This is a genomic window from Methanococcoides mangrovi (genome assembly GCF_052057775.1).
Lineage (GTDB): Archaea > Halobacteriota > Methanosarcinia > Methanosarcinales > Methanosarcinaceae > Methanococcoides.
In genome coordinates, this window is the sequence record NZ_CP195121.1 from 625,918 (window position 1) to 650,715 (window position 24,798).

Annotated in this window: 24 protein-coding genes and 1 tRNA gene; 12 read left to right on the forward strand and 13 right to left on the reverse strand. The window is 46.5% G+C overall.

Annotation, left to right across the window (positions count from 1 at the left end; genetic code table 11):
- The first annotated feature begins 42 nt into the window (after nt 1-42).
- The gene (locus ACR3I3_RS03130) at nt 43-186 is read left to right on the forward strand and encodes a hypothetical protein (RefSeq protein WP_440953118.1); all 144 of its coding nucleotides are present in this window, start codon (nt 43-45) and stop codon (nt 184-186) included.
- 159 nt (nt 187-345) lie between these two features.
- On the opposite strand, the gene ACR3I3_RS03135 is transcribed toward ACR3I3_RS03130, so the two are convergent.
- Nucleotides 346-1,125 (reverse strand): ATPase domain-containing protein, encoded by a 780-nt coding sequence (locus ACR3I3_RS03135; RefSeq protein ID WP_440953119.1) that lies wholly within the window; start codon nt 1,123-1,125, stop codon nt 346-348.
- A 539-nt stretch (nt 1,126-1,664) separates the two neighbouring features.
- Here ACR3I3_RS03135 and ACR3I3_RS03140 point away from each other — a divergent pair.
- The 4 genes from ACR3I3_RS03140 to ACR3I3_RS03155 all read left to right on the forward strand — a co-directional run bounded on the left by ACR3I3_RS03140 (nt 1,665) and on the right by ACR3I3_RS03155 (nt 7,327).
- Complete coding sequence (locus ACR3I3_RS03140; RefSeq protein WP_440953120.1) at nt 1,665-3,629, forward strand: S-layer protein domain-containing protein; 1,965 nt, start codon at nt 1,665-1,667, stop codon at nt 3,627-3,629.
- A gap of 145 nt (nt 3,630-3,774) precedes the next feature.
- Entirely contained in the window at nt 3,775-4,299 is a 525-nt protein-coding gene (locus ACR3I3_RS03145) for a hypothetical protein (RefSeq protein WP_440953121.1), read from the forward strand.
- 84 nt (nt 4,300-4,383) lie between these two features.
- Nucleotides 4,384-4,492: transfer RNA gene (locus ACR3I3_RS03150), tRNA-Met, on the forward strand.
- A 99-nt stretch (nt 4,493-4,591) separates the two neighbouring features.
- Complete coding sequence (locus tag ACR3I3_RS03155; protein WP_440953122.1) at nt 4,592-7,327, forward strand: DNA-directed DNA polymerase; 2,736 nt, start codon at nt 4,592-4,594, stop codon at nt 7,325-7,327.
- 99 nt (nt 7,328-7,426) lie between these two features.
- Here ACR3I3_RS03155 and eno read toward each other — a convergent pair whose 3' ends face one another.
- A complete protein-coding gene (gene eno / locus ACR3I3_RS03160) occupies nt 7,427-8,701 on the reverse strand; it encodes a phosphopyruvate hydratase (protein ID WP_440953123.1) in 1,275 nt (424 codons plus the stop codon).
- A 179-nt stretch (nt 8,702-8,880) separates the two neighbouring features.
- Here eno and ACR3I3_RS03165 point away from each other — a divergent pair, with 179 nt between their 5' ends.
- Complete coding sequence (locus ACR3I3_RS03165) at nt 8,881-9,234, forward strand: transcriptional regulator (RefSeq protein ID WP_440953124.1); 354 nt, start codon at nt 8,881-8,883, stop codon at nt 9,232-9,234.
- 27 nt (nt 9,235-9,261) lie between these two features.
- Here the strand turns inward: ACR3I3_RS03165 and ACR3I3_RS03170 are convergent, their stop codons facing one another.
- The 5 genes from ACR3I3_RS03170 to nadC all read right to left on the reverse strand — a co-directional run bounded on the left by ACR3I3_RS03170 (nt 9,262) and on the right by nadC (nt 13,950).
- Nucleotides 9,262-9,708, reverse strand: a complete 447-nt coding sequence (locus ACR3I3_RS03170) for a PPC domain-containing DNA-binding protein (protein ID WP_440953125.1) — start codon at nt 9,706-9,708, stop codon at nt 9,262-9,264.
- A gap of 14 nt (nt 9,709-9,722) precedes the next feature.
- Entirely contained in the window at nt 9,723-10,409 is a 687-nt protein-coding gene (locus tag ACR3I3_RS03175) for an ABC transporter ATP-binding protein (RefSeq protein WP_440953126.1), read from the reverse strand.
- Nucleotides 10,410-10,600: 191 nt separating this feature from the next.
- Complete coding sequence (locus ACR3I3_RS03180; RefSeq protein ID WP_440953127.1) at nt 10,601-11,707, reverse strand: cell division protein FtsZ; 1,107 nt, start codon at nt 11,705-11,707, stop codon at nt 10,601-10,603.
- 53 nt (nt 11,708-11,760) lie between these two features.
- Nucleotides 11,761-12,984: a hypothetical protein gene (locus ACR3I3_RS03185; protein WP_440953128.1), complete on the reverse strand. Its 1,224-nt coding sequence runs from the start codon at nt 12,982-12,984 to the stop codon at nt 11,761-11,763.
- Between the two features lie 129 nt (nt 12,985-13,113).
- Complete coding sequence (gene nadC / locus ACR3I3_RS03190) at nt 13,114-13,950, reverse strand: carboxylating nicotinate-nucleotide diphosphorylase (RefSeq protein ID WP_440953129.1); 837 nt, start codon at nt 13,948-13,950, stop codon at nt 13,114-13,116.
- A gap of 134 nt (nt 13,951-14,084) precedes the next feature.
- Between nadC and ACR3I3_RS03195 the strand changes: the two genes are divergently transcribed.
- From ACR3I3_RS03195 to ACR3I3_RS03205, 3 genes are all read left to right on the forward strand, one after another.
- The gene (locus ACR3I3_RS03195) at nt 14,085-14,900 is read left to right on the forward strand and encodes an aspartate dehydrogenase (RefSeq protein ID WP_440953130.1); all 816 of its coding nucleotides are present in this window, start codon (nt 14,085-14,087) and stop codon (nt 14,898-14,900) included.
- A 116-nt stretch (nt 14,901-15,016) separates the two neighbouring features.
- Complete coding sequence (gene nadA, locus ACR3I3_RS03200; protein WP_440953131.1) at nt 15,017-15,937, forward strand: quinolinate synthase NadA; 921 nt, start codon at nt 15,017-15,019, stop codon at nt 15,935-15,937.
- A 24-nt stretch (nt 15,938-15,961) separates the two neighbouring features.
- Nucleotides 15,962-16,807 carry a geranylgeranylglycerol-phosphate geranylgeranyltransferase gene (locus ACR3I3_RS03205; protein ID WP_440953132.1) on the forward strand — a complete coding sequence of 282 codons (846 nt, stop codon included), beginning with the start codon at nt 15,962-15,964 and terminating at the stop codon, nt 16,805-16,807.
- 3 nt (nt 16,808-16,810) lie between these two features.
- On the opposite strand, the gene ACR3I3_RS03210 is transcribed toward ACR3I3_RS03205, so the two are convergent.
- The 3 genes from ACR3I3_RS03210 to ACR3I3_RS03220 all read right to left on the reverse strand — a co-directional run bounded on the left by ACR3I3_RS03210 (nt 16,811) and on the right by ACR3I3_RS03220 (nt 20,616).
- Nucleotides 16,811-17,458: an RNA ligase partner protein gene (locus ACR3I3_RS03210; RefSeq protein WP_440953735.1), complete on the reverse strand. Its 648-nt coding sequence runs from the start codon at nt 17,456-17,458 to the stop codon at nt 16,811-16,813.
- Nucleotides 17,459-17,561: 103 nt separating this feature from the next.
- Complete coding sequence (locus tag ACR3I3_RS03215; RefSeq protein ID WP_440953133.1) at nt 17,562-19,775, reverse strand: CDC48 family AAA ATPase; 2,214 nt, start codon at nt 19,773-19,775, stop codon at nt 17,562-17,564.
- A gap of 148 nt (nt 19,776-19,923) precedes the next feature.
- Entirely contained in the window at nt 19,924-20,616 is a 693-nt protein-coding gene (locus ACR3I3_RS03220; protein ID WP_440953134.1) for a (5-formylfuran-3-yl)methyl phosphate synthase, read from the reverse strand.
- A 46-nt stretch (nt 20,617-20,662) separates the two neighbouring features.
- On the opposite strand from ACR3I3_RS03220, the gene ACR3I3_RS03225 reads away from it, so the two are divergent.
- Together ACR3I3_RS03225 and ACR3I3_RS03230 are read left to right on the forward strand one after the other, a co-directional pair.
- Entirely contained in the window at nt 20,663-21,370 is a 708-nt protein-coding gene (locus tag ACR3I3_RS03225) for a HisA/HisF-related TIM barrel protein (RefSeq protein WP_440953135.1), read from the forward strand.
- Nucleotides 21,371-21,435: 65 nt separating this feature from the next.
- Nucleotides 21,436-21,669: a hypothetical protein gene (locus tag ACR3I3_RS03230; protein WP_440953136.1), complete on the forward strand. Its 234-nt coding sequence runs from the start codon at nt 21,436-21,438 to the stop codon at nt 21,667-21,669.
- Here ACR3I3_RS03230 and tmk read toward each other — a convergent pair.
- Both tmk and ACR3I3_RS03240 read right to left on the reverse strand, forming a co-directional pair.
- Entirely contained in the window at nt 21,666-22,271 is a 606-nt protein-coding gene (gene tmk, locus ACR3I3_RS03235; RefSeq protein WP_440953137.1) for a dTMP kinase, read from the reverse strand. The two genes, ACR3I3_RS03230 and tmk, sit on opposite strands and share 4 nt — an antisense overlap.
- Nucleotides 22,272-22,330: 59 nt before the next feature.
- Nucleotides 22,331-22,459, reverse strand: a complete 129-nt coding sequence (locus ACR3I3_RS03240) for a hypothetical protein (RefSeq protein ID WP_440953138.1) — start codon at nt 22,457-22,459, stop codon at nt 22,331-22,333.
- Between the two features lie 112 nt (nt 22,460-22,571).
- On the opposite strand from ACR3I3_RS03240, the gene ACR3I3_RS03245 reads away from it, so the two are divergent.
- Complete coding sequence (locus ACR3I3_RS03245) at nt 22,572-23,249, forward strand: DUF166 domain-containing protein (RefSeq protein WP_440953139.1); 678 nt, start codon at nt 22,572-22,574, stop codon at nt 23,247-23,249.
- Nucleotides 23,250-23,351: 102 nt separating this feature from the next.
- On the opposite strand, the gene ACR3I3_RS03250 is transcribed toward ACR3I3_RS03245, so the two are convergent.
- A complete protein-coding gene (locus ACR3I3_RS03250; protein WP_440953140.1) occupies nt 23,352-24,788 on the reverse strand; it encodes a methanogenesis marker 14 protein in 1,437 nt (478 codons plus the stop codon).
- Nucleotides 24,789-24,798: the final 10 nt, after the last annotated feature.

Below are 24,798 nucleotides of genomic sequence, written 5' to 3' on the forward strand. Positions count from 1 at the left end.
CATGTCCAAGTAAATATTTAGAATCCCTGTGAGTGAGTTAAAATGAACTACAGATGTCCCGTATGTGAAGGAAGAATGAACCGCTGGAGCTATCCTAGTATAAAGAGACACGACAATTTCGGTCGTGCACTTGTGATCTATAAGTGTATAGAATGTGGTAATGAAGAGACCTACCCAGATCTCTGATCCTTTTTTTTGTTGATGTTCTCAGGCATCTTTTATGAAAAAAGAAGGGATGCCCGAGTTATCCCTTTGATCGTCTTTCAGACTTCTACTAAATTTCTACTACTAAATTATATTTGCAATACTTTCCCTGTACTATATTATAGTGCAAGGACAAGTTCCTCAGAATGGTGCAAATACCTGTTCGTGTGGGTGTATAACAAAACCTTCTGAAGTAATATCATATGGATGTAGCTTCTTGCTGTGGTCTGAACCACGCATCTTGAAGATCTCAATAGTACGGGTACGGACCGTTTCACGCATGTCGTAGTGAAGTACGAATGTTCCGTCCGTTACGAAGGTCTCCACACCGAACCTTGATGGCTCTTTCTCATTGACGATCTCACATGTCAACAGTGAGGTCAGTCCGATTACTTCCAGTGTCGTACTTAGCTTGAGGAGTTCCACACGGATCTTTGCAGGGTCGTGCAGGTAGAAACTGATAGAGGTCGTGGAGTCGACAAGGGCTCTCTTTGCATCGATCTGTTCCTGGGTGGCAATGATCTGGTCCATCATTGAGCGGGTGTCGAAAGGCCTGACATCGACATACTTTTCCTGTGAAGGGATGCCAATCTTGGTGGAACATGCATCGATGATGACAAGTTTGCCTTCGTCTTCCAGTGCCTGCAGGTCCCATCCGAACTTCAGGACGTTCTCCCTGATCTGCTCAGGTCTTTCTTCTGTTGCAACGATGATACCGTTCTCACCGTACTTGGTGATACCATTATAGATGTACTGGACGGAAAAGTTCGTCTTACCTGCACCGGATGTACCGGATACAAGATAGGAACGATCGCGGATAAGTCCTCCACCACAAAGTTCGTCAAATCCCGGAATACCGGTCTTGACCCTGTTCATCTCATCTTCCATTGATATCTCTTCAGAGGCTGACCCTTCGAACATTTATCTTTTCACTCCTCATTATATTATTGTGTACGTGGCTTGAAATTGTTCCCTGCCACCTATGGGACACACTTGGACAACTGATAATTATATGATACAGCAGGTTTCACTGCCCATCATAATAATAATTAACACGCAGTACATATAAATTTATTGAAGATGGCAGCCAGAATGCCATATTGCATCGTCTATCATCTAACATAAAATGACGGAAATTGTCCGAATCGACAATTTACGAATAATATTGAGCAATTGTTGACCATTTTATATTAAATCCGTCGTATTTTCTTCGACATTCACCGTTATTTGCATCGATATTTACCTTTGCATTGCGATAAATAGTCTGAAAGAGACCACAAAAGATTTAAAAGCCAATTAACTTATTAGTCAGTTGTAATCCAATATGACGGGATTAAGAGGGTGATGATGTCTCCTTCGGCAATGGACGAAACTTCGTGAATTGCTCCGGAGATGATATTCGTTAAAACGTTTATCTTGATTCTCACTCTTTGATATATTTAAAATAATGGAGGAAAATAATGAAAAGATTTACAGCAATCTTACTCGCTGCTCTCATGGTACTGAGCGTTGTATCAGTAGCAAGCGCAGCAGATTCTGTTGAGATCCGCAGTCCTGTATTCAACGGTACAGACTTTAGCGATATTGACAGAGATACAATTGACTACACAGATTTTGCAGGATTCTTCTACGACCTTGACGATGGAATCGGATCTGAGCAGATTGAAATTCTGACTACCACAGGTAACACCATCGGTGAGAATGAGCTTATCTACACTACAGACATCCAGAATGTCAGTTACTCATACGAAGGTTGGGCAGGTGAAGAATTCTACAAGATTGGCTTCCTTGCACAGGAATACGTTCCAGTCAACCAGGACCCAGCACTCCTTTCCAAGCTGATCCTTGACGATGACGAGAAGTACACCATGCGTGTCGGTCAGTCACTCGACCTCGGTGAGGGTTTCGCACTCACACCAAAGCAGATCGATGTTGATGGTGAGAAGGTATGGCTCGAGCTCACCAAGGACGGCGAGTTCCTTGATGATGATGTCTACAGCACTGTTGATAACCCTGCTGACAAGTCCTGGGACTATGAAGCAGATATTGAGGACGAGGACGATGTCGTTGTCATGAAAGTACACGTTAACGAGGTATTCCAGGGACAGGTCGACAGTCTTGCAGTCATTGAAGGTATCTGGCTCATGAACGATGAAGCAATGGAGATCGAGAATGAAGACACATTCGGTGACCTTGAAGTTACAAGTGTAACTGATGGTTCATCTGCAGGCTTGTTCGGTGGTCTTACACTCGAGAACGTTGACACCACCATCACACTCAGCAAAGATAAGACAATCGACCTCACAGAGACCCTCAAGATCCAGACCGCTGACAGCGATGATCTTCGCTTCTACTTCTTCGAAGAGATCACAGAACCAGGCACCTATGAGATCAGAGGCACTGTTGCTGAGGGAAGTGCAACACACGTTTGGGATGCAGCTTCCTTCGCAGGTTTCTACTATGACCTTGATGACAACGTGGCTTCCGAACAGCTTACAATCATTAATACAGATAGAGCTGTTGCTGAAGACGACGGTGTTGTCTACACCACAGATATGCAGGAGGTAGGCTATGCATACGAGTCCTGGACTACCAAGTATGACAAGATGGGCTTCCTCGCAGAGGAATATGTTCCAGTTAACAAGGACCCAGCACTTCTTTCCAAGCTGATTCTTGACGATGACGAGAAGTACACCATGCGTGTCGGTCAGTCACTCGACCTCGGTGAGGGCTTCGCACTCACACCAAAGCAGATCGATGTTGATGGTGAGAAGGTATGGCTCGAGCTCACCAAGGACGGCGAGTTCCTTGATGATGATGTCTACAGCACTGTTGATAACCCTGCTAACAAGTCCTGGGACTACGAGGCAGATATTGAGGACGAGGACGATGTCGTTGTCATGAGAGTACACGTTAACGAGGTATTCCAGGGACAGGTCGACAGTCTTGCAGTCATTGAAGGTATCTGGCTCATGAGCGATGAAGCAATGGAGATCGAGAATGAAGACACATTCGGTGATCTTGAAGTCACAGACGTAGCTAACGGTGCAACCGGAGCTGGTCTTACACTCGCGAACATGGACACCTCCATTACACTTGGCAAAGACGACACAATCGACCTCACAGACTCCATGAAGATCAAGGTCGCTGACAGTGACGTTGTAAGGTTCTACCCATTCGTCGAAGTAACAGTCGGTGAGGGTGCAGTAGTTGAGCCTACAGAGCCTGTAGAGCCTGTAGAGCCTGTAGAGCCTGAAGTCGAAGAGAATGTCACTGAAGACGAGAATGTAACTGTCGAAGAGCCAGTCGTTGAAGAGCCTGTCGAGGAGCCAACCGAGGAACCAGAAGATGAGGTACCTGGCTTCGAAGCAGTCTTCGCAATTGCAGGTCTCCTTGCAGTAGCATACTTCGTCAGAAGGAACTAATTACTAAAATTTGAGAAGGGTTAATACCCTTCTAACATTTCTTTTTTTTGTCAGGTTTTTCGATAAATTAAAATACCTATAATCTTATTGTATCTCATTCTAATTCAGAACAATGAGGTCTTTAAGAATGAAAATGAAGGTATTGATGATTTCTCTCATTGCATTGTTACTTGTTGCAATGTCAGGATGTACAGAACCGGTTGAGCCGGAAGGTCCCGTAACGACTGCTGATCTCAGTGTTGATGGGGTAGTGCTGGATAACGTTCCTGAAGGTTTCGAATACCTTGGTGTCCACTCTCTTGACATCGAAGATGTAAAGGCAAGCTATGCAGATGTCGATGGTATCATTCAGGCTTCTGAAGGAATATACCAGCTTGATTCTGTGGACTATTTCGTAATAGCTATCGAACTTGAGAATGCTGAGGCAGCAGAAGAGTTCAATGCACAGTACAAAGCCGGTTTCACTCCTCTGGCAAATGGTGACAGGTTTGTGGAAGAGTCATTTAACGGGCATGATGCAACTCGCGTAGTAAAATATATCATTGCAAATGGTGAACAGACTCCACGTTACCACTACGTTTGGACCAATGAGAACTTCGTGTTCCTTGTCAAGGGTAACACCGATGACAGCACCAGAGTGATGGAACTTGCTGAAGCGACCGGATTCTGATCCGGTCCTTTTTTAAAAATTAAAAAGGATGTAGCAGCCAATCGATACACTTTTATATTGCTATGTCCATTTAGGTGCTGCAATGCCCGGATAGCCTAGTTGGTTGGGGCGCCAGACTCATAGGGACTTTTAACCGAGCGTCCAAATCTCCTGAGAAATCTGGAGGTCGCGTGTTCGAGTCACGCTCCGGGCACTTTGCCTTTCATTGCTTTTTCTTTGATACTGTTTTCAATAAGTTGTTTCTGTTCTTTGACAACAAAGCATATATTATGCCTTCACATTAAGTAGTTCCATGAATTTCCAGATCCTGGATGCAGATTATTTCCGTGAAGATGAGCGACCTGTGGTACGCCTTTTTGGCAGGTCTGACAAAGGGGAGAGCGTTTGCTGTCTTGTTCCGGGATTTGAGCCTTATTTTTATCTTAGTGCATCAGGTGATCTTAAAAAGCTGGGTCAGGAAATAAAGGACAGGTTCGATGTTGTAAAGGACTTTGAGGTCGTGGAGAGGTTCGAGCCCATAGGTTACCAGAAAACAAAGCAACCTATGCTGAAGGTCATTACATTCGACCCGCGCAACGTTCCTGAGATAAGGGATGAAGTGGCAGGAATGATCGGCGTGAGGGAGATCTATGAAACGGATATATTGTTCAGGAACAGGTTCCTTATAGACAAGGGCTTCAAGGGTATGGGCTGGGTATCTGCAGAAACTGATGCCGATGTACCTAAAGGTGATCTTCTCTGTGATCATGTCATAAGGTCACCGGAGCTTGCCGAAGTTGACAGGATCGCCAACTCCCCTCTGAAATACATGGCCTTTGATATTGAGTGCCTGCCTCATGACGGTGGCATGCCAACACCTGATGTCTCACCTGTTATCATGGTGAGCTTTGCCTTTGAGCCGGCCTACAAGGGTCATAATACCCTTATACTGGTCAAGAAGGAGGTAGAAGGTGTTGACGATGATGTCGAGATGTTCACGGAAGAATCTGACCTTCTCAGCCGCTTCTTCGAGATCATCACTGAATACGATCCCGATGTGATCACCGGCTATAACATCAATGATTTTGACGTACCCTATATAGTGGATAGGGTGAACGTCCTGAACGATTCCGGTGCAGGTATCAGGCCGATCGTTGGAAGGGATTCCAGAAATCTGACATATCGCAAGATCATAAGCCGAACGATGGTGTCCATACCCGGCAGGGTTGTTGTGGATGTGCTTCCGCTCATCAGGCAGCAGTTCAGCCTGAAAAGGTATACTCTGCGTAACGTTTCAAAAGAGTTGCTGGACAGGGAAAAACTGGACGTCGCACCGGCTGACATGGAAGAGCACTGGAACGATAATGGTGAGAAGATCAGGAAGTTCATCGATTACGCCAGACGCGACTCTGAGCTTGCTCTTGAACTTTTGCTCGAGCTGAAGCTTCTGGACAAGTATATAGCTCTCTCAAGGGTCAGCGGTATCCTGCTGCAGGATACGGTCAGTGGTGGCCAGACCAACATGGTGGAACAGATCCTGATGACCGAGTTTGGCAAACAGGGCAGGGTCATGTCCACAAAGCCGGATGATGACACTTCAGCTTTCAGGCGCAAGCAGAACGAGAGCCTGAAAGGTGGTGCTGTCCTCGAGCCGGAAAAAGGTCTGCATGAGAATGTGATCGTTCTGGACTACAAATCCCTTTATCCTACTATCATGATGGCTCACAACCTCTGCTATACGACGGTTGTGGAGCCGGGAACATATCCTGAAGAAGACATAATCAGGTCTCCCTCAAAGGGCGAGTTCGTCAAGCCTGAGATATTCAAAGGTGTCGTGCCATCGGTCCTTGAGTATCTACTTGACCAGAGAGTAAAGACAAAGCAGCTGATGAAAAAAGCAAGTGATGAGGGTGAGTATCGCGTCCTTGATGCGACACAGCTTGCTCTGAAGATCCTGCTCAACAGCTTCTATGGCTATTCAGGTTATGCCCGTGCAAGGCTTTACAGCCTTCAGATGGCCAATTCAGTGACCAGCATAGGCAGGGAGAACATCGCAAGGACCGAGGACATCGTCTGTAACAGGATCGGTACTGTGATCCTCAGGGACAATGTGGCCTATCTCAAAGAAGAGGCCGGTGATATCAGGGAAGGCGACAAGGTCGTGAAACTCTCTGTAGCTTACGGTGACACTGATAGTGTCTTTGTCCATTGTAAGAACGATTGTGATGAGGAGTTCGCAGATGATGAGTTCTCACTGGAGGACTCCGCACTTGTGGGAAGGAAGGTCGCAAGCATTGTCACAGCATCGTTGCCTGATCCAATGGAGCTTGAATTTGAGGCAGCTGCAAAACGTGTTCTCCTGATCGCCAAGAAAAGGTACGCACAGTGGCTCTTTGAACCCACCAACGATGGCTGGAAGGACAAGATCAAGGTAAAAGGTCTTGAAACGGTGCGCCGTGACTGGTGCGAGCTCACATCAAAGATGCTCAACAGGGTACTGGAGCTTGTGCTGAAGGAAGGTGACATTGACGGTTCTGTGCGCCACGTAAGAAAACTTGTTGACAGGGTGCGCAATCTGGATGTTCAGAAGGACTCCGACATCGTTGAGGACCTTGTGCTTACCAAGACATTCTCCAAGTCTCCTTCGAGCTACAAGAACAAACAACCTCATCTTACCGTGGTTGAGAACATCGAGAGGCGTACAGGTGTGCGTCCTTCCATTGGTGAGAGGATACCCTTTGTCATAACTGCAGGCAAGGGTCTTTTCGTGGACCGTGCAGAGGACCCTGAATATGTCCGTGAGCACAATATTACCCTGGACGTGGAGTACTACATACAGAAGCAGATGTTACCCCCTGTGGAGCGTATCCTCGGCGTTTTCGGTGTCGATGTGGCCACACTGAACCATGATTCAAGACAAAAGGGTCTTTTTGACTTCGATAACTCTGCCGATAAGAAGGTGGAAACCGTGAAAAGGAAGTGCAGAGGAAATGAAACGCCTGCTCAGCAGCCAAGTCAGAAAACTCAGAGCTCACTATTTGATTTCTGAGATCTGAAAATTAATTTTAATATTAAGTTTAAAATTAAATTGGTTTAAAGTAGGTCTGTCCTTTAAACCTTTTAATGAATAATAAATCAAGAAAAAAGATCAGAGCTGCACGTAACGTGCAGCGTCCCCGAGATCTTCTTCTATTCTGAGTAACTGGTTGTACTTTGCAGTACGCTCACTTCTTGCAGGTGCTCCTGTCTTGATGAGGTCAGCACCCAGTGCAACGGAAATGTCTGCGATCATTGCGTCTTCTGTCTCAGCAGACCTGTGGCTTACCACAACGCTATATCCGTTGCGCATTGCAAGGTTTGCGGCATCGAATGACTCTGAGATCGTACCGATCTGGTTGACCTTGAGCAGGAGTGCGTTTGCAGCGTCCATCTCGATACCCTTTGCAAGGCGGTTCACGTTTGTAACGAAGAGGTCATCGCCTACTATGATGGTGTCCCATGCCTCACTGGTAAGTGCTGCAAAGTCCTCGAATGACTCCTCATGGAATGGGTCCTCGATGGAAAGGATAGGATATGTATCGATCAGCTCAAGATAGTAGTCCACAAGCTCGGCAGGCGTGAGCATATTGCCGTCAATGGAGTATTTCCCATCTTCAAAGAACTCTGATGCAGCAGCATCAAGGCCAATGGTTATCTCGGATTCGGTGTACCCTGCCTCATCAATGGCAGCCACAAGTGCATCCAGTGCATCTGCAGTCATGGAGATATTTGGTGCGTATCCTCCTTCATATCCGACATTGGTTGCGGAGCCACCATATTTATCCTCAAGTATCCTGGCCAGTGCATGGTATGTTTCAGCTCCCATCCTGAGTGCATTTGAGTATGTCTCTGCTCCCTTTGGCTGGATCATGAACTCCTGTATGGAGAGATCGTTACCTGCATGCTTTCCACCGTTGAGCACGTTCATTGTGGGTACAGGCAGTGCGAATGCATTGGTTCCGCCAAGGTAGCGGTAGAGTGGCATGCCAAGGGAATCAGCAGCTGCTTTTGCAACAGCCATGGAAACACCAAGGATCGCATTGGCACCAAAGTTCATCTTGTTGTCCGTTCCATCCAGTGCTATCATCAGCTCATCGATCTCACGCTGGTTGCGAACATCCATTCCCAGCAGTTCTTTTGCAATTGTTGAGTTCACATTTTCAACTGCATCAAGTACGCCCTTTCCGTTGTAGCGTTCATCCTTATCCCTGAGCTCAAGTGCCTCGTTGCTGCCTGTGGATGCTCCGGAAGGTACGCTTGCTCTTCCAAAACCTCGACCAGTGTAGACATCGACCTCAACAGTAGGATTTCCTCTTGAGTCAAGTATTTCTCTGGCATGTACTTTTTCAATTGTATACTTTGCTTCTTCGGCTATGTAGCTCATGTTTTCCACCATTAGAACGTTCTATGAACCAATCGTACATTACAGTATATATCGTTACCGCATTTGTTCTTTTTAGCTTTTTGAGATCTCAGTTCATTTATATATTCAATATATCTAACAGCATAAATTTATATTGATAAAAGTAATACTTGTATATCGGGGGTTAAAATATTTCTTTAATGGACGATGATGCATACGAAGTAGCATCCCTTTTGCAAAGCATTGATGTTCCGAGGATAGAAGCGCTTTCTCTTGCCTGCCTTTTCACAGCCAGTGAACTGAGCTCACAGGAAATAGAAAAAGCTACGGGCTTAAGGCAGCCGGAAGTAAGCGTAGCCATGCGTTCGCTCTATGAACGCGGGTGGATCGATGAAAGGGATGACAAAAGGACGAAATGCAGGGGGAGGCCTGCAAAATATTATTCTCTGAAAGTTGATTTTGAAGAGATAATAAATGTCTATGAATCCAGGATCATAAAAATGAACAAAGAAAAGCTCAAGACCGTTCAGGATCTTCTGAAAATGGATGTCTGATCCTGAGGTCTTAGGAATTTCATTTTTTCATTTCATTGTTCCGAATCTGATCGGAGCAAATCCTTTTGTAGCGTCGAATGCGCGTTCAGCATCCATGCCGGATATTTCCATTATGAAAACCTCCAGCACCATGAAAGCCTCACTTTCGCCTCGGAGGCATCCGACATTCACATCATCGGCACGTCCGGCAGCAGTGTGAAGGTGTATCTTTGTCTTTCCTTCTTCGGGAAAGATGTTTCCGATGCCTATGACCTCATAAGGTTCGGAGTAGTTCACCCACATGGTCTCAGGTGGGATCACATTTTCTTTCGGACCAACAACAAGGTTTGCTTTGCGAACAGCACCCAGCAGCATAAAGACCGCGGATCTGATATCTTCTTTTTCGGCAAGTCCTTCAAGCTCTTCAAGCAGGTCCTCTCCCGTGTCTATCCTTACGGTAAAGACCCTTCCGATGTTACCTTTACTATATTCCATATTTCCACCGTTACTTAATTATCACTGACTATTTTTCCATCCACCAGACGTATGATGCGGTCGGTCTTTGCGGCCATGTTCTCATCGTGTGTTACAAGTATGAAGGTCTGGTCATGTTCCCTGTTAAGCTTTCTTAATAGCTCATATATCTTATCACTGGAATGGCTGTCCAGGTTGCCTGTGGGCTCATCACCGATGATTATCTTCGGGCTGTTCGCCAGTGCACGGGCGACAGCTACTCTCTGGTTCTGTCCACCTGAAAGCTGGTTGGGCCTGTGGTCCATCCTATCTTCAAGTCCTACTTCTTTGAGAAGGTCACTTGCGATCCTTTCAGCTTCATGTTTGCTTTTCCCCGAGATCAGAAGCGGCATCATCACATTCTCAAGTGCAGAAAAATCAGGCAGTAGGTGATGGTACTGGAAGATAAAGCCCAGCATTTCATTACGAGCCTTTGAGCGTTCACTGTCAGACATTGTTGTCACATCTTCCCCGTCTATCAGGATGGTACCGCTGGTAGGTGTATCAAGTATGCCTATCATGTGAAGCAAAGTGCTCTTTCCTGATCCCGATGGACCTATTATTGAAAGGAACTCTCCCCTCTCAACGGTCATGTTCAGCCCGTCAAGCGCCCTGACCCCCAGACCATCGGTATAGATCTTGGTAAGGTCTCGGATCTCGATTATTTTGGAGTTGCTGCTCATGGTCTGCCTGCTTTGTTTAGGTTTGTGCCCATTTCAATTATCTTTTCTGGATTATTTATAATGAATGGTGCTCTTGTGAAAAAGAAGTAATCCATTGATGGGGGACGATTCCCTGTACTTATGGATGTAATTATGGATAAAATAGTTAAAAAAGTTTAGAAAATATCCCATTAAGGGATATTTTTCAGTGATCAATAATCAGGCTCAAGACCTTCGATCTGGGAGAACGCCTTGTCCATACCTTTTTGCTCCTCAACCCTTGCTTTCTTTTCGCGTTCCTGGTGGATCGCATCTACAGCAACAGAGTAAAGGTTCTCAAGTTCTTCTGCAGCTTCAAGTGTAAGCACTGCAAGTACCTGTGGTGTTTCTCCTTTCCTGACAATGATACCCTTGAATACGTGACCGACAGAAGATGAGAGCTTTTCCACTTCGGTTGATATCTCGTCAATGCTCAGGTATGACTTGTCTCCTTTTATGATCACCATTGCCCTGCTTCCTTCCATGTAGACATCAGTTGAGAACAGGAGTCCGGATGGAGATACTGCTTTTTGTATTGCTGATTTGATGGGGGTTCCTTTGTCAGCCTCATAGAAGCCAATGGTTGCAACTCCTGCACCGCCACTCATGACGGTCTTGAAGTCACCAAGGTCAGTGACCATCATCATTTCGCTGTCCAGCGCATCGATAAGGAACAGAATACGTCTTGCGATCATGTCATTGATGGTGTTGTATGCTGACTGTACGTCCCCTCCCATCTGCTTGAGGAACTGGTTGTCAGCAAGTATTATACCGTCCACACCGCTGTCCCGTATGTCTCTCAGGCAGAATGCAGCGTTCTGCAGGTAGAGTGTACCCTCTTCCCTGAATGGAAGGACAACGATCGCATATATCGGGAAATCATAGTTCTTCTTAAGCTCCTCAATGAATGGAGGGGTAAATGATGATCCTGTTCCCCCGGATGCGGATGTGATCACAAAACCTATATCGAAGTTCCCTCTTTCCTCAACCTGACGCATGATATTGGCTTTGTTCTCTTCAAAGACATGCTTACCTACATTGCGGTTCGCACCAACTCCATGAAGATGGGGAATGTGTATCCTGTCCTTTGCTTTGGTGAACCTCATCTCTTTCAGGTCGTTCATAGCAGTGTTGATCGCGATAGTCTCAACATTGCTCTTGTATTTCTGCTGTGAGTAGAACTTTGCAAGTTTGCCTTTACCACCAAAAGCCTCTTTGTTTATCGCATCAAGGATACGGTTACCACATTGACCATTTCCCACGATCAGTATATTGAGCAAATAATTCCTCCAAATTTAATCTCTCTTGAAACCTTCATGCATGAAGTTGATGATCAGTATTTATATTGTCTGGAACGGTAGAAGACCCATCCTCCGATTGCAAGGATTATCACTAACGGTACCGCGTATACATATAATGGCTGTTCTAAAAGGAAATCCAGGTCACCTTTTGCAACGGTTAGTGTGTTTGTTGTGAAATCTCCGCTGACAACTTCGGATCCTGAGCTTCCGGCATCATACTGGTATGAGTAATCTGTAGTGATGGTATAGGTTCCAATCTCAGTTGGATTTATGTTGTATCTGATCTCCTTCTCCTGGTTCAGGCCGAAGTTCTCAATATACACTTTTGGTACATTGTTGATCATTTCGATGTTATCACTGTTGCTTTCAAAATCAAGCCCTTCAGGAACCTGAATGTTCAATATGACACCATTTGCAGAAGCTTCGCCTATGTTCTTGATATTTATCGTAACCTCTACATCATCGCCTCTTTGCACACTTCTGGCATCCATTGATGTGGAGAACTCAAGTTCCGGAATTTTCTCTTCACCTGTGACCGTTATTACGGGCCTGTTAGAGGTAGCTTGCGGGAAGTCAAGTTCTGCTTCATTGGAGAATGTTGCAACGGTTGGTTTAAGTTCAAATGTTCCCGGTTCATTTGCCTGCAGTTTATAAAGGTAGATGGTCCTTTCCTCATATTTGTCTATTGACATAGGACCTGCTTCTTCAAGAGTAATCTCCTGAAGGATGAACCCTGCGGGCTTTGGATCTGTGAAACGGACATCTGTAGCTCTTCCGTCACCTTCGTTCCTGACAACTACTTTGATCGTGACGACATCTCCCTGTTCCACAGTATAGGAGCTTACTTCTTTTGTGATCCTCAGTTCAGGTGTACCTGAGAACTCTGCCTTATCATGACCTCCATCAATTATCTGTTCAAGATAGATCGGGTCATCGTCTGTGATAGTTATGGACACTGTTGCTCGAGGAAGTATACCGCCAGCAACGGAATCTAATGTTATCTCAATAGTTTCTCCTTCTGCATCAAAAGAGAATGAATCTCCTTCGCTGATCATCTTGTCTTCTATCAGCTCACTTTGGTCATATACTTTGAAGACACAGGATTCAGCGTCGACAAAGACTTCGACTACATCGATCACAATATTATTGATCTGGTATCCGTCTCCTTCTTCTATGCTCCCATTGAACAGGACATCTTTAGCAGATGCGTTCGATGTGAACATCAAAGCTATCATTGCTATTGCCACTATCGTCACAAACAAATTTTTAGACCGAAACATAATTCCCTCGATGCAGAAGTAAATTGCTATTATTATTTTTACAGTATATACTCTACCAGAGTCAATACAATAAGAGAATCCAATAAATAGTTTATGATAACGGGTTTAACTATCTATGTCCATGAATTCCAGACTGACATCGGTCCATTCAGCTTTGTGCACCAGTGAACCCACAGATATCACATCAACACCTGTCTTTGCATATTCAGAGATGTTGTCCAGGTTTATGCCTCCTGAGACCTCGATGATAACCCCATCCCTGAGCCCTTCGTGCTTCAGTTCTTCCAGTGTCTGGATAACCTGGCCGGGTAACATGTTATCGAACATAATGATATCGACACCCATTCGTGCTGCTGTGACCGCATCCTCTGTACTCTCTACTTCCACATCGATCTTCTGCGTGAAGCCAGCCATTTTTTTGGCAGCCTCAATGGCATTTTCGAGTCCCATGGCGTTCCTGTGGTTGTCCTTGATCATGATGGCATCTGAGAGGTCGAACCTGTGAGGATCTCCTCCTCCTGCAATGATGGCAAGCTTTTCGAACTTTCGGATGCCTGGGGTTGTTTTCCTTGTACCGGCTACCTTCGTGTCCGAATACTGCCTGACAGTTCCCACATATTTGCGTGTCTGTGTTGCAATTCCTGTCAGGTGTCCCAGGAAGTTCAGTACAAGGCGCTCGGCACGCAGTACTGCGACAGAATTACCTGTGATCTCAAATATTGTATCCCCCGATCTGATCTCGTCCCCGTCAACGAGTCTGGTATCCGCCCGGATCCCGAAGTATTCCATTATCTTCTGTGCAACTTCGGTCCCTGCCACAACACAATCCTCTTTTGCAAAGATCCTTGCACTGACCTGTTTTTCAGGAACAAGGGTACAGGATATGTCGTTAGCTCCCAGATCTTCACTGATGAATCTTTCTATCTCACAGTTCAGTATCATATTACCACATATATTAATGCCTCAAGAGGTTTATATGCTTTTAGCGTATTTGGAAATACCATGGTCGAACCTACACATGTCGACCGGTATCTGACTAACCCTAACTATAATAACATATTCACAAGGAGTCCAGAATGCTAAAGATCGGAGTGTTCGGATGTGGTGCTATCGGTACTGAACTTTGCAAGGCTATCGATTCCGGCCACATAGATGTCGAACTATATGCAGTATATGACCGGCACGAACAGGCAGTAATTGATTTGAAGGAAAAGCTCAGGAACATTGACCCGAAGGTGCTTGAGGTCGTAGAAATGGCAAAGCACGTTGATCTTGTAGTGGAGTGTGCTTCCCAGCAGGCTGTCTATGAAGTGGTGCCTGCTGCCCTTCATGCGAAATGTGATGTCATGTCCATAAGTGTGGGTGCTTTTGCTGACCAGAACCTTCTCAAGACCACAACTGACCTCGCAAGGGAATATAACTGTAAGGTTTACCTGCCTTCCGGAGCTATTGCCGGCCTTGATGGTTTAAAGTCTGCATCTGCAGCCGATATCCATTCGGTCACCCTGACCACCGAGAAACATCCGAGAAGCCTTGCAGGGGCACCCTATATCATCCAGAATAATATTGACCTGGATGCTATTAAGGGAAAGACAGTGATATTCGAAGGAATGGCAACCGAGGCTGTCAAAGCTTTTCCTGCCAATGTCAATGTCGCAGCTTCCCTTAGCCTTGCAGGTATTGGTTTTGAAAAGACAAAGGTCAAGATCGTTGCAAACCCTGCTCTTTCGAGGAACATACATGAAATTACCGTGGAAGGCGATTTCGGAATTTTCACAACGCGTGTGGAGAATGTCCCTTCACCGACAAATCCGAAAACAAGTTATCTGGCGGCCCTCTCAGCGATCTCCACTTTGAAGAAGATAGCAGATCCTCTTCAGGTCGGTACATAAGGCTGGCAAAAACACAAAGGTTTAATCTTTATCCCGGTTATTGTGGCCGGGTACATCCGGGATCATCAGTAATCAATTTACCCGGACGGTAAGAAAAATGAAAATCAAGTGATCATATGCAGGACAGGCAAACCATCATTAATAAGATCCAGTCTTTGAAAAAAGAGCGTAATGCCGTGATCCTGGCCCACTGCTACGCACGCAATGAGGTCCAGGATATTGCAGATTTTGTAGGCGACTCCCTTGGCTTAAGTCAGCAGGCGGTCGATCAGGATGCAGACGTGATCGTATTCTGTGGTGTAAGTTTCATGGCTGAAAGTGCAGCGGTCCTCTCTCCTGAGAAGACAGTACTTATGCCGGACGCAGATGCGAATTGCCCTATGGCAGAAATGGTGGATGTCTCCTCTCTTCGTGAAATGAAAAAAGCGAATCCTGATGCAATGGTGGTCTGCTATGTGAACACGAGGGCCGATGTCAAGGCGGAAAGTGATGTTTGCTGCACATCTGCAAATGCGGTTGAGGTCGTGAACTCACTGGATGCTGATGAGATCATCTTCGTTCCTGACAAGAACCTTGCAGCCTATGTGGCAAAGCATACTGACAAGAAGATCATCCCCTGGAACGGATACTGCCCGGTACACAACCAGATCCTTGAAGAAGACCTTCTGCTTGCTATGCATGATCACCGGGATGCAGAGGTCATGGCACATCCGGAATGCCGTTCCAGAGTTCTCGAAGATGCAGATCATGTGTTCAGTACAACAGGCATGCTGAAATATGCAAAAGAGTCTGCATGCAATGATTTCATTATTTCCACAGAGCAGGGAATATTGCACCAGCTGGAACTTGAGAACCCTGATAAGAGATTCTATCCGGTCTCAGAATTTGCTTTTTGTCCTGACATGAAAATGATCAACCTGCAGTCGGTATTACGTTCACTGGAGAACATGGAGAATGTCGTGAACGTACCTGAAGAGGTCCGCCTGGGTGCAAAAAGGTCCCTTGACCGTATGCTGGATGTCGGACGTAGCAGGTAACTTTGTCTGAAGAGGGAAGTAAAAATGCGTTCTTATCTTGAGCTGATGCGTGCAGGTAATTGTGCAATGGCAGCTTTTGCTGCACTGGTTGGTGTCCTGATAGCGTACAACATTCTTTCTTCCGCAGATTCACCCGCATTATTCTCATTTTATGATGCCTCACTTGTATTCCTTATCGTCTTTTTCGTTACAGGTGCCGGCAACGGGCTGAACGATTATTTCGATATCGATATAGATACAGTGAACAAACCATCAAGGCCGATCCCTTCAGGAAGGGTCTCACTAAGCAGTGCCCTGTATTTCTCCCTCATGCTATTTGGCGCAGGTGTAGTACTGGCATTTCTCGTCAATGTCCTCTGTGGTATCATTGCATTGCTGAACTCGATCGTTCTCATACTTTATGCAAAAAGCCTGAAACGGACCCCTTTCTTCGGGAATGCTTCGGTAGGTTACCTTACCGGTTCCACGTTCCTTTTCGGTGGTGCTGTCTTCGGAATGGAAGGTCTTCAGGCAGTGATCGTCCTTTTCCTGCTGGCAACACTTGCTACCATTGCCCGTGAGATCGTAAAGGACATCGAGGATGTTGAAGGTGACAAGAAGGAAGGTGCAAGGACCTTACCGATCCTGATCGGGTCAAAAAAAGCATCCTATTTGGCTGCAGCTTTCGGCTTCATTGCCATGCTCGCAAGCCCAGTCCCGTATCTCCAGTCGATTCTGAACGAGAGTTACCTCTTTGTGGTTGCAATTGCAGACATCTTTTTCCTTATAGCCGTCTATCAGATACTTGGAAAGAACGATGCTGCACGCTCTTCAAAATTGTTCAAGTTCGCAATGCTCTTCGCACTGGTCTCGTTCATTGTTGGTGCTTAAAGCTCAATTTTTTGTTTCGTCGCTTCCGTTCCCGCTGGAAGGTGTGTGCTTGAGATACTCCTGAAGCATCATAGGGAACGTTGTTGCAGGCACGAACCTGACACCAAGCTGCTCTGCCCATTTCTGGATCCCGTAATCACTCGCCACAACCGCGGCGTCCAGTTCCTTTGCGAGCAGCAGTACGTCAATATCCGGAGCACTGTCAAGTATACCATAGCGAAGTGCTGAACGGTACTTGTTCCTGAACTTTCCCACAATGCCCCCGATAAGCTCACGGTCTATCGTATTGTCCACATCATAGCCGGCATCTGTCTCGGGATTTACCGAAAGGCACTGTACGGATGCCTCCCTGATGGCCTCTTCCGCCACGTTCATGCCCTTGTTGATACGTTCGCGCATGTATGCCACATACTCGTGGAAGATGTGGGAAGGGATCTTCACTTCATGCCTGTCTGGTGCTTTTTTGACAAGCCAGGTATCGATCTTCGCGATGACCTCTGCATCACAATCATTGTTGTTTGCGAACTCGTGAAGTTCTTTGTATACGGTAGGGAACGGGACATAACAGCTGATCTGCAGATGAAGTCTTGCTTCAGCTATCAGTTCAAGTATTGTACGCATCCCCTCACAAAGATTTTCGATCCCCATCATTTCCCTTGTCTGGAGATCGGTCAAAGCACTGGTATCTATTACAAATCTCTGCCTTAACGTTATTTAGTCCCCCTGTTTATGATAAATATCTGTATCCGGGCATTTATTCACTTTTCCCTCGGTCCATATTCTCTTCAGAAGCTGTAGATCTTGAGAACATACGGGCGGTTTCCACATACATTTTCATCTCGTTTCCCGATGTAGATGGTCTGACCCGTGACAGTGCTTCCCTGAAATGCGACCTTTCAAGCACTATCTTTGAAGCCGCTTCCTGTACCTCTTCCTTTGTCATCTTCGGTCTGATCCTCTCTCTCAATGCCATCATTGCGGCCTCCCTGCAGACGGCCTGGATGTCAGCACCGACATAGCCTTCTGCCATATCTGCAAGTTCGGAGAGATTGATGTCATCCGCTAGCGGCTTCCCCTCAAGATGTATCCTGAATATCCTGATACGCTCCTGCTTCTCAGGTGCTTTGACATAGATGAGCCTGTCAAAACGGCCCGGTCTCAGGAGTGCAGGATCAATGATGTCCGGTCGGTTGGTGGCCGCAACGATTACGATGTCTTTCATTTCCTCGATGCCGTCTATCTCGGTGAGTATCTGGCTGACAACACGTTCTGTTGCCTGTGAGTCAAATCCCATTCCTCTTTTTGGGACCATGGAATCAAGCTCATCAAAGAAAATGACTGTCGGTGACGCCTGTTTTGCTTTCCTGAAAGTTTCCCTTACCGCCTTCTCGGACTCCCCAACATACTTGCTGAGAAGTTCTGGGCCCTTGATGCTTATGAAATTAGCCTCACTTTCATTTGCAACAGCCTTTGCAAGAAGTGTCTTCCCGGTTCCCGGCGGTCCAAAAAGTAAAATTCCCCTTGGAGGGGCAGTGTTGATACTTTCGAACATCTCCGGGTATTTCAGCGGCCATTCCACAGCCTCGATGAGTTCCTGTTTAACCTGTTCCAGTCCGCCGATATCATCCCATGTGACATGCGGGACCTCCACGAAAACTTCCCTTAGTGCGGATGGTTCGATGTTCCGGTGTGCATCAAGAAAATCAGCTTCAGTAACTTCCAGCTGTTCCATTATCTCAGGAGGTATCTCCTCTTCAATGCTTATCTTTGGAAGCATTCTGCGAAGGGCATGCATTGCCGCCTCCTTGCACAGTGAGGAAAGATCAGCACCTACGAAACCGTGGGTCATGTCGGCTATCATCTCAAGGCGCATGCCCTTTTCTATTGGCATCCCTCTGGTATGGACATATAATATCTGCAATCGTCCACTTCTGTCCGGTATCCCTATCTCGATCTCACGATCGAAACGACCGCCACGGCGCAAAGCCTGGTCAATGGAATTCGGACGATTGGTGGCTGCTATGACTATTACTTTTCCTCTTCCCTTCAACCCGTCCATAAGTGAGAGCAACTGGGCAACGACCCTTCTTTCCACTTCCCCGACAACATCATCCCTCTTCGGGGCAATGGAATCGATCTCGTCTATGAATATGATCGATGGCCCTTCTTTTTCCGCATTTTCGAATATCTCGCGGAGCTTCTGCTCGCTCTCGCCGTAGTATTTTGATATGATCTCAGGTCCGCTGATGGGTATGAAGTTAGCTTCACTTTCACTTGCAACCGCCTTTGCGATCATGGTCTTTCCTGTTCCGGGAGGCCCGTAGAGCAAAACTCCCTTTGGAGGGTCCACACCCAGCTTGTCAAAAAGCTCCGGGTGTCGAAGCGGAAGTTCGATCATCTCACGCATCAGTCCAAGTTCTCTCTTCAGTCCCCCGATATCCTCATAGGAGATCTCCTCACTGGTCTCAGTTTCAGCGATTGGTTTGTCCATGACGATGTGTGTTGTGCGGCTTACAACAACCGGACCCTGGGGGACTGTGGACCTCACGATCAGCGTAATAGGGTTGTTAACGGTCTCTATCCTGATACGTTGTCCTTTTTCCAGAGGCCGCCCTTCCAGATTTCTATGTATGGAGCGTGATAGCCTTTCCTGGGGGAAGTCGCGTGTAGGTGCAAGGGTTATTTTTTCAGCTTCCTTTTCAACAACTCTCCTGACGGTTACCTGATCATCTATCCCTACCCTTGCATTGCTTCTAAGGTTGCCGTCGATGCGGATTATGTTCTTCCCCTCATCATCAAGGTTTGCCGGCAGGACCCTCGCATAGGTTCTTTTTTTGTTCTTGATCTCGATTATGTCCCCGCTTACTGCACCTATTTGCTGCATAAGCTCGTTGGCAAGCCTGGCGATGCCTCTTCCTGCATCACGGTGGTTTGCTTCTGCAACATGGACAATAAGGTCTTCTGACATATCGATTACCTGTAGTGGACAATCTAAAGGAAAGGCAGTGCCTGGTGTAAAAACTGCAGGATCCCCTACAGATTAAATTCTACATTAATAGTATAAATAAAAGATGATGCAGTAGTGCCACTGCAAAAACAGAATTATGTGAGACCTTTCAGATCTCACTCTTTAATTTCTCAACAAGTTCCTGCTTGATAGAAGTGTTGCGGTCTCCGCCACATACAATTCCACGCACACCAATGATAGTAGGCTGGATGCGCTTCAATGCAGGAATATCATCGAACTTGATGGTTCCGGCAATTGCAGTCTCAAGTCCACGGGAGTGGGCATCGTTAACGAACTCGATGAGGTCGTCTTCGTTCATGAACTCGAAGGTGGAACGTCCGTCCTTTATACCCGTGTCTACCATCACAAGGTCTACACCTGCTTTCTCTCCGATAGCAGGGAGCAGCTTTGGATCAATGGAATCGATCCTCTCATAGTCTGAATATCCGCAGGCAACGACCTTTACATCCATTCCCTTTACAGAGTCGGCGATACCTTTCATCATTTCAAGTGCCTGCTCTTCGGTCTTTACATCGTAGAGCCCGATCTTCACATAGCTTGCACCAGCGGATGCAGCTCCGTATGCAGCAAGTGCTGCGGTACCCGGCTTGAAATTGAAGTCACCAAGTGCTGCACTGATAGGTCTTTTACCCTCGATCGCTTCCTTTACATCCCTGATGACCCACGGGAAGTTTGCACCCAGTGAACCTTCCTTTGGGTTTTTGATATCAATTACGTCTGCTCCGCCGTTGAGTGCAGACATTGCTTCTTCAGTGTTAATAGGACTTACCAGTAATTTCATGTATTAGCCTCTTTTTTATAAGATGAAAATAAAGTATCGATTAAATATGTTTCGAACTGTCTTTGTATTTGATGTATATAACCATAATGCTGTCCATGCACAGGGCGGTGATCGCCGGAAGTACCGTCCGGTACATGAGTCCAGTTCCATATGCACGACATCGGATCCCGTGGAGATCGTTAGGGACCTGAGGCCAAAAGAAGTGTATATCGCAGACCTCAACCGCCTTCAGGTGGAGGGTTCTCCTGATTTCAACTTTGATGTGATCAGGGGTGTTTCAGCACAAAGTGAGACCATGCTGGATGCAGGAATTATTTCTTTTGAGGACATACTTTCCGTAATTGATCTTGCATCACATCCGGTACTTGGTACTGAGACCGCTTCCCTGGACACGATTTCGAAGATAGCTTTGGAATACCCTTCAAGGGTCAACGTGAGTATCGATAAGAAGGATGGTTCCATACTTTCATCCGATCCTTCAATGCCCGATGATCCTTTCGAGATCGTTGAGATCCTCAACGGGCTTGATATCAATGATGTGATCTTCCTTGATATGGATATGGTGGGGACCTCGGCAGGATTCGATGCACAATTCTTAAGTCTTATAGCAGATGTTTGTGAACACGACGTCCTTCTTGGCGGAGGCGTAAGGGGTCCGGAGGACATCAGGCAGCTTGAGGACATCGGCATCAAAGGTGCACTGGTGGCTACTGCCTTGTATAATGGCTCGATCCCTGTTACAATGTTACAGTAAGTGGATCTGAATTGAACAGATCCTATCAACAAATGAAAAATTACAATTACATATCTGGTGATACTATGGCAGAAGAGAATGAGAATGTTTCTGAAGGCGAAGAATACATGGAGATAAAGATGGCAGGTGGCTGGTATCTTACCATGACCCTTGCGAAAAGTGAAAAATATGACAGTGAATATGTTGAGGTCGCAAAGGAAAGAAGCGGTCAGAAAAGGAGCCGCTTTAATCTGAACCCCAAGTATGTACGTGAACTTGGAGAGACCCTCATAAAGTTCGCAGATGCGAACGGTCTTTAACTTTCAATGATCGATGTGATTGCCTGCAACACATCGTTCTCTATTTCTTTTAGGTCCCTGTCGGTCTCTATTACAACGAACCTTTCCGGCTCTTTCTCTGCAAGCCTGAGGTAGTTCTCCCTGACACTATTCAGGAGCCCAATCTTCTCGAACTTTGTCTGCTCCCCTCTTTTGCCACAGCGCTCAACCGATATTTCCGGGTCGATATCAAAGAGTATTGTAAGATCCGGAACGATCGTCCATCCTTTATGGATCTGCTGCACCCATTCCATGGGGTCATCGAACCTGTCCCTGAGGGTCACGCCCTGATATGCGTATCTGCTGTCCGAGTATCTGTCCGAGATGACGATCTTTCCTTCTTCAAGTGCCGGTCGTATCAGGGTTGCGATGTGGTTTGCATGGTCTGCAGTAAAGAGCATAAGTTCGGCAAGGTCATCCGTGTCGGATCCGATGGCCTTGTAGACGGCTTCACCTATCCAGCTGGTGGTGGGCTCCCTTGTGAAGACCGCATCTGAAAAGGCAGGATGGGAGTTCAAGAAACGGGTGATCGTGGATTTCCCGGACCCATCGATACCTTCCAGTGTTATGAGCTTTCCTTTCATGAAGGTCAGATATACTGCTACATTCTTAACTTTATGTTCTCTGATCTTCTGTCGTCTATTTAGGTCCTTGAGGTATCCTCGCTGCCGCACTGGGGACATGGTATTGGGAAGAAGTTAGGATCTGCCTGAAATACAAAATCGCATACGTTACACCTGAAATATACCATTGACTGATCAATATCTTCCATTTATCTCACCTTAAATTCTATTACCTTAATATTTTAGCAGTTATACTAATGTTTAACAACAAACAATATTAATATACCGCTGTTCCAATAATAGCACAGGAAGGTAGTGATAATGACAAAGCTAGGAGTTATACTGCGCGGAAAATACGGATCAAGGCTCGTGGAAACCGTGCGCTCGAAGACAGATATGGAGGTCATCGTCGCCAAGCTTCCCGCATATCTTCCGGATTTTATCGATGAGCCGGATGAGTTCTTTTCCACGCTGGATTTTGATATGAAGGTGTTCGATTCTGACATTATCATCACATATTCCCTGCACCCTGACATCACTCCTGAAATAGCACGCATGGCCGGAAAGGCAGGGGTGCGTGCGCTTATCGTTCCCGGAGGTACTTCAAAGGCTCCTGTCAAGGAACTTGAAGCGATCTCAAAAGAGTACGGTATCTTCATAGAGGTCGATGAGATCTGCTGCAATCTGGAATCCGACCCTGCAACGGATGATTTCACCTGCTTCTTCGGAGATCCTGTGCTTGATGTTGAAATCGAAGATGGCAAAATATCAAAGGTGAATGTGATACGTGGCGCTCCCTGCGGAAGTACCTGGCATATGGCTAATTCCCTTGCTGGTATTCCTGTGGAAGAGGCCGGCTCCAAAGCAGGACTGCTGGTCTCCCAGTATCCGTGCCGTGCGGTCAGGGGCCAGATGGGTGGTATCCATGAGTCCTCGGAACTCCACAAGCAGGCGGTCGAAGATGCCATAAAAAGGAAACAGGCTTCTTCCGGAAAGTAAAACGAAGTAGCGTTAAATGAATTAATTTAACTAAATTAACTTAAACTAATTAAGTCAAACAAAAATAAAAAGATAAGCAGGCCCGGAAGCCTGCTATTTCGATCATTTGTTCTGAAGTTTCATACGGTGGCCGAGGATACATTTTCCGCCCCGATGGCCTCCGAGAGGATTGAAAGTCGTTCCCAGGGAGTTCATACATCTGGCCATGACCGCGGCACCTCTTGCAAGCCCGTCATCCACGAAGACAACGTTCTCCTCTATCTTGCTGTTCATTCCAAGGCCTTCGAGGTACTTCAATGCCAGTTTTGCCTTGTCGCCGCTGATGCCGGCACGTCCGGTGATACCGATGGTGGTCTCCGGATATACAAGCCCTTCATCCTTTGCGACCTTTACAAGATGGTATATGACCTGTGCCATGACCTCATCTATGACTGCGAAAAGCACCTTGACGCCAAGTTTGTTGTAGATCTCACCGCCCAGCATTGAGAGTTTGTCCATGTCGCTACCGTTCACACCAACATCACATCCGATCAGCACGACCCCGATGTCCTTTGCAGCTTTAGGGTTCACAGGAACGCTACCGTACCTATTCCTGTCCTCCGGTACCTTTTCTATGATTATGTGATCGAGCACCTTGTCAGCGTATTCCCTTATCTTCTTGCCCTTGAGCATCACTGTGAGCCTGTCGGTATGTATGTCCTTGAAAACATCCAGGGCAGTACCAAGTTTGCTGTCGACGAGGCCGGTACCTTTGAGAAGTGCATCCGGTATCGCTCCTGCATATCCGCAGAAGTTACCGATGGTCTTTGCATATGGTTCATCAGGGCTGATGATCCTGCCATCGAGGGTTGTTCCGAAGTCCATGGAAAGGCATGGGTTACGGAAATCCACGTCCACCCATTTGGCACCTTCCTTGATACCTGCTGTAGCAAGTTCTCCTTCCATCTCGTTGGCCACGATCTCAACACCGGTGGCACCGGTAGGTGGCAGTACACTGGCAACAGCCCCGTCAAAGAAGACCTTGTCCAGTTTGCTGTGTTTCTGGAACTTTTCCGGAAGGTTTTCCACGCTCATCGGTGGTGTCATGTTCTTTGGTGGTACTCCTGCAAGGAGGCATCCTTCTGCAAGAGCCTTGATGAACTCTCCCACCTCTTCGGGTGCATCGAATCCTGCGACAACTCCTGTGGAGCGAACAACAAAGTTAACGTCCTTTTCGATGTCAAGGTGAGCCTGTTTCACAGCTTCCACAAGAGTATCCCTGACAAGTTCGGCCACGGATTCACGGGTTAGCTCCACTCCGTTGAGTGTTCTGCCAAAGACTGTCTCTCCGGCCTTTGGCGGTCTGACATCCCTTGTCATCCTGACCGTCTTTGTGACGTGATATGTCTTTCCTTCATCCATATTTGTAGCTGTCAGGATACATTTGGTCGTGGTGTTCCCGACCTCCACGGAAGCTACGATGAAGAAAGGCTTTGAACTTGATTTGAGGTCAAGGAGCCTGACCCCCGGATTCGCTGCAAATCTTGGTTTATGGGACATTATATCATCT

What these genes read in the sequence shown, in the direction of transcription:
- eno (WP_440953123.1), bottom strand. Translation starts at nt 8,701, where the DNA reads ATGAGCTACATAGCCGAAGAAGCAAAGTATACAATTGAAAAAGTACAT.
- ACR3I3_RS03245 (WP_440953139.1), top strand. Translation starts at nt 22,572, where the DNA reads ATGACAAAGCTAGGAGTTATACTGCGCGGAAAATACGGATCAAGGCTC.
- ACR3I3_RS03195 (WP_440953130.1), top strand. Translation starts at nt 14,085, where the DNA reads ATGCTAAAGATCGGAGTGTTCGGATGTGGTGCTATCGGTACTGAACTT.
- ACR3I3_RS03215 (WP_440953133.1), bottom strand. Translation starts at nt 19,775, where the DNA reads ATGTCAGAAGACCTTATTGTCCATGTTGCAGAAGCAAACCACCGTGAT.
- ACR3I3_RS03210 (WP_440953735.1), bottom strand. Translation starts at nt 17,458, where the DNA reads ATGATGGGGATCGAAAATCTTTGTGAGGGGATGCGTACAATACTTGAA.
- ACR3I3_RS03170 (WP_440953125.1), bottom strand. Translation starts at nt 9,708, where the DNA reads ATGGAATATAGTAAAGGTAACATCGGAAGGGTCTTTACCGTAAGGATA.
- ACR3I3_RS03205 (WP_440953132.1), top strand. Translation starts at nt 15,962, where the DNA reads ATGCGTTCTTATCTTGAGCTGATGCGTGCAGGTAATTGTGCAATGGCA.
- ACR3I3_RS03130 (WP_440953118.1), top strand. Translation starts at nt 43, where the DNA reads ATGAACTACAGATGTCCCGTATGTGAAGGAAGAATGAACCGCTGGAGC.
- ACR3I3_RS03225 (WP_440953135.1), top strand. Translation starts at nt 20,663, where the DNA reads ATGTTTCGAACTGTCTTTGTATTTGATGTATATAACCATAATGCTGTC.
- ACR3I3_RS03220 (WP_440953134.1), bottom strand. Translation starts at nt 20,616, where the DNA reads ATGAAATTACTGGTAAGTCCTATTAACACTGAAGAAGCAATGTCTGCA.
- nadC (WP_440953129.1), bottom strand. Translation starts at nt 13,950, where the DNA reads ATGATACTGAACTGTGAGATAGAAAGATTCATCAGTGAAGATCTGGGA.
- tmk (WP_440953137.1), bottom strand. Translation starts at nt 22,271, where the DNA reads ATGAAAGGAAAGCTCATAACACTGGAAGGTATCGATGGGTCCGGGAAA.
- ACR3I3_RS03240 (WP_440953138.1), bottom strand. Translation starts at nt 22,459, where the DNA reads ATGGAAGATATTGATCAGTCAATGGTATATTTCAGGTGTAACGTATGC.
- ACR3I3_RS03155 (WP_440953122.1), top strand. Translation starts at nt 4,592, where the DNA reads ATGAATTTCCAGATCCTGGATGCAGATTATTTCCGTGAAGATGAGCGA.
- ACR3I3_RS03175 (WP_440953126.1), bottom strand. Translation starts at nt 10,409, where the DNA reads ATGAGCAGCAACTCCAAAATAATCGAGATCCGAGACCTTACCAAGATC.
- ACR3I3_RS03230 (WP_440953136.1), top strand. Translation starts at nt 21,436, where the DNA reads ATGGCAGAAGAGAATGAGAATGTTTCTGAAGGCGAAGAATACATGGAG.
- ACR3I3_RS03250 (WP_440953140.1), bottom strand. Translation starts at nt 24,788, where the DNA reads ATGTCCCATAAACCAAGATTTGCAGCGAATCCGGGGGTCAGGCTCCTT.
- ACR3I3_RS03165 (WP_440953124.1), top strand. Translation starts at nt 8,881, where the DNA reads ATGGACGATGATGCATACGAAGTAGCATCCCTTTTGCAAAGCATTGAT.
- ACR3I3_RS03145 (WP_440953121.1), top strand. Translation starts at nt 3,775, where the DNA reads ATGATTTCTCTCATTGCATTGTTACTTGTTGCAATGTCAGGATGTACA.
- nadA (WP_440953131.1), top strand. Translation starts at nt 15,017, where the DNA reads ATGCAGGACAGGCAAACCATCATTAATAAGATCCAGTCTTTGAAAAAA.
- ACR3I3_RS03140 (WP_440953120.1), top strand. Translation starts at nt 1,665, where the DNA reads ATGAAAAGATTTACAGCAATCTTACTCGCTGCTCTCATGGTACTGAGC.
- ACR3I3_RS03135 (WP_440953119.1), bottom strand. Translation starts at nt 1,125, where the DNA reads ATGTTCGAAGGGTCAGCCTCTGAAGAGATATCAATGGAAGATGAGATG.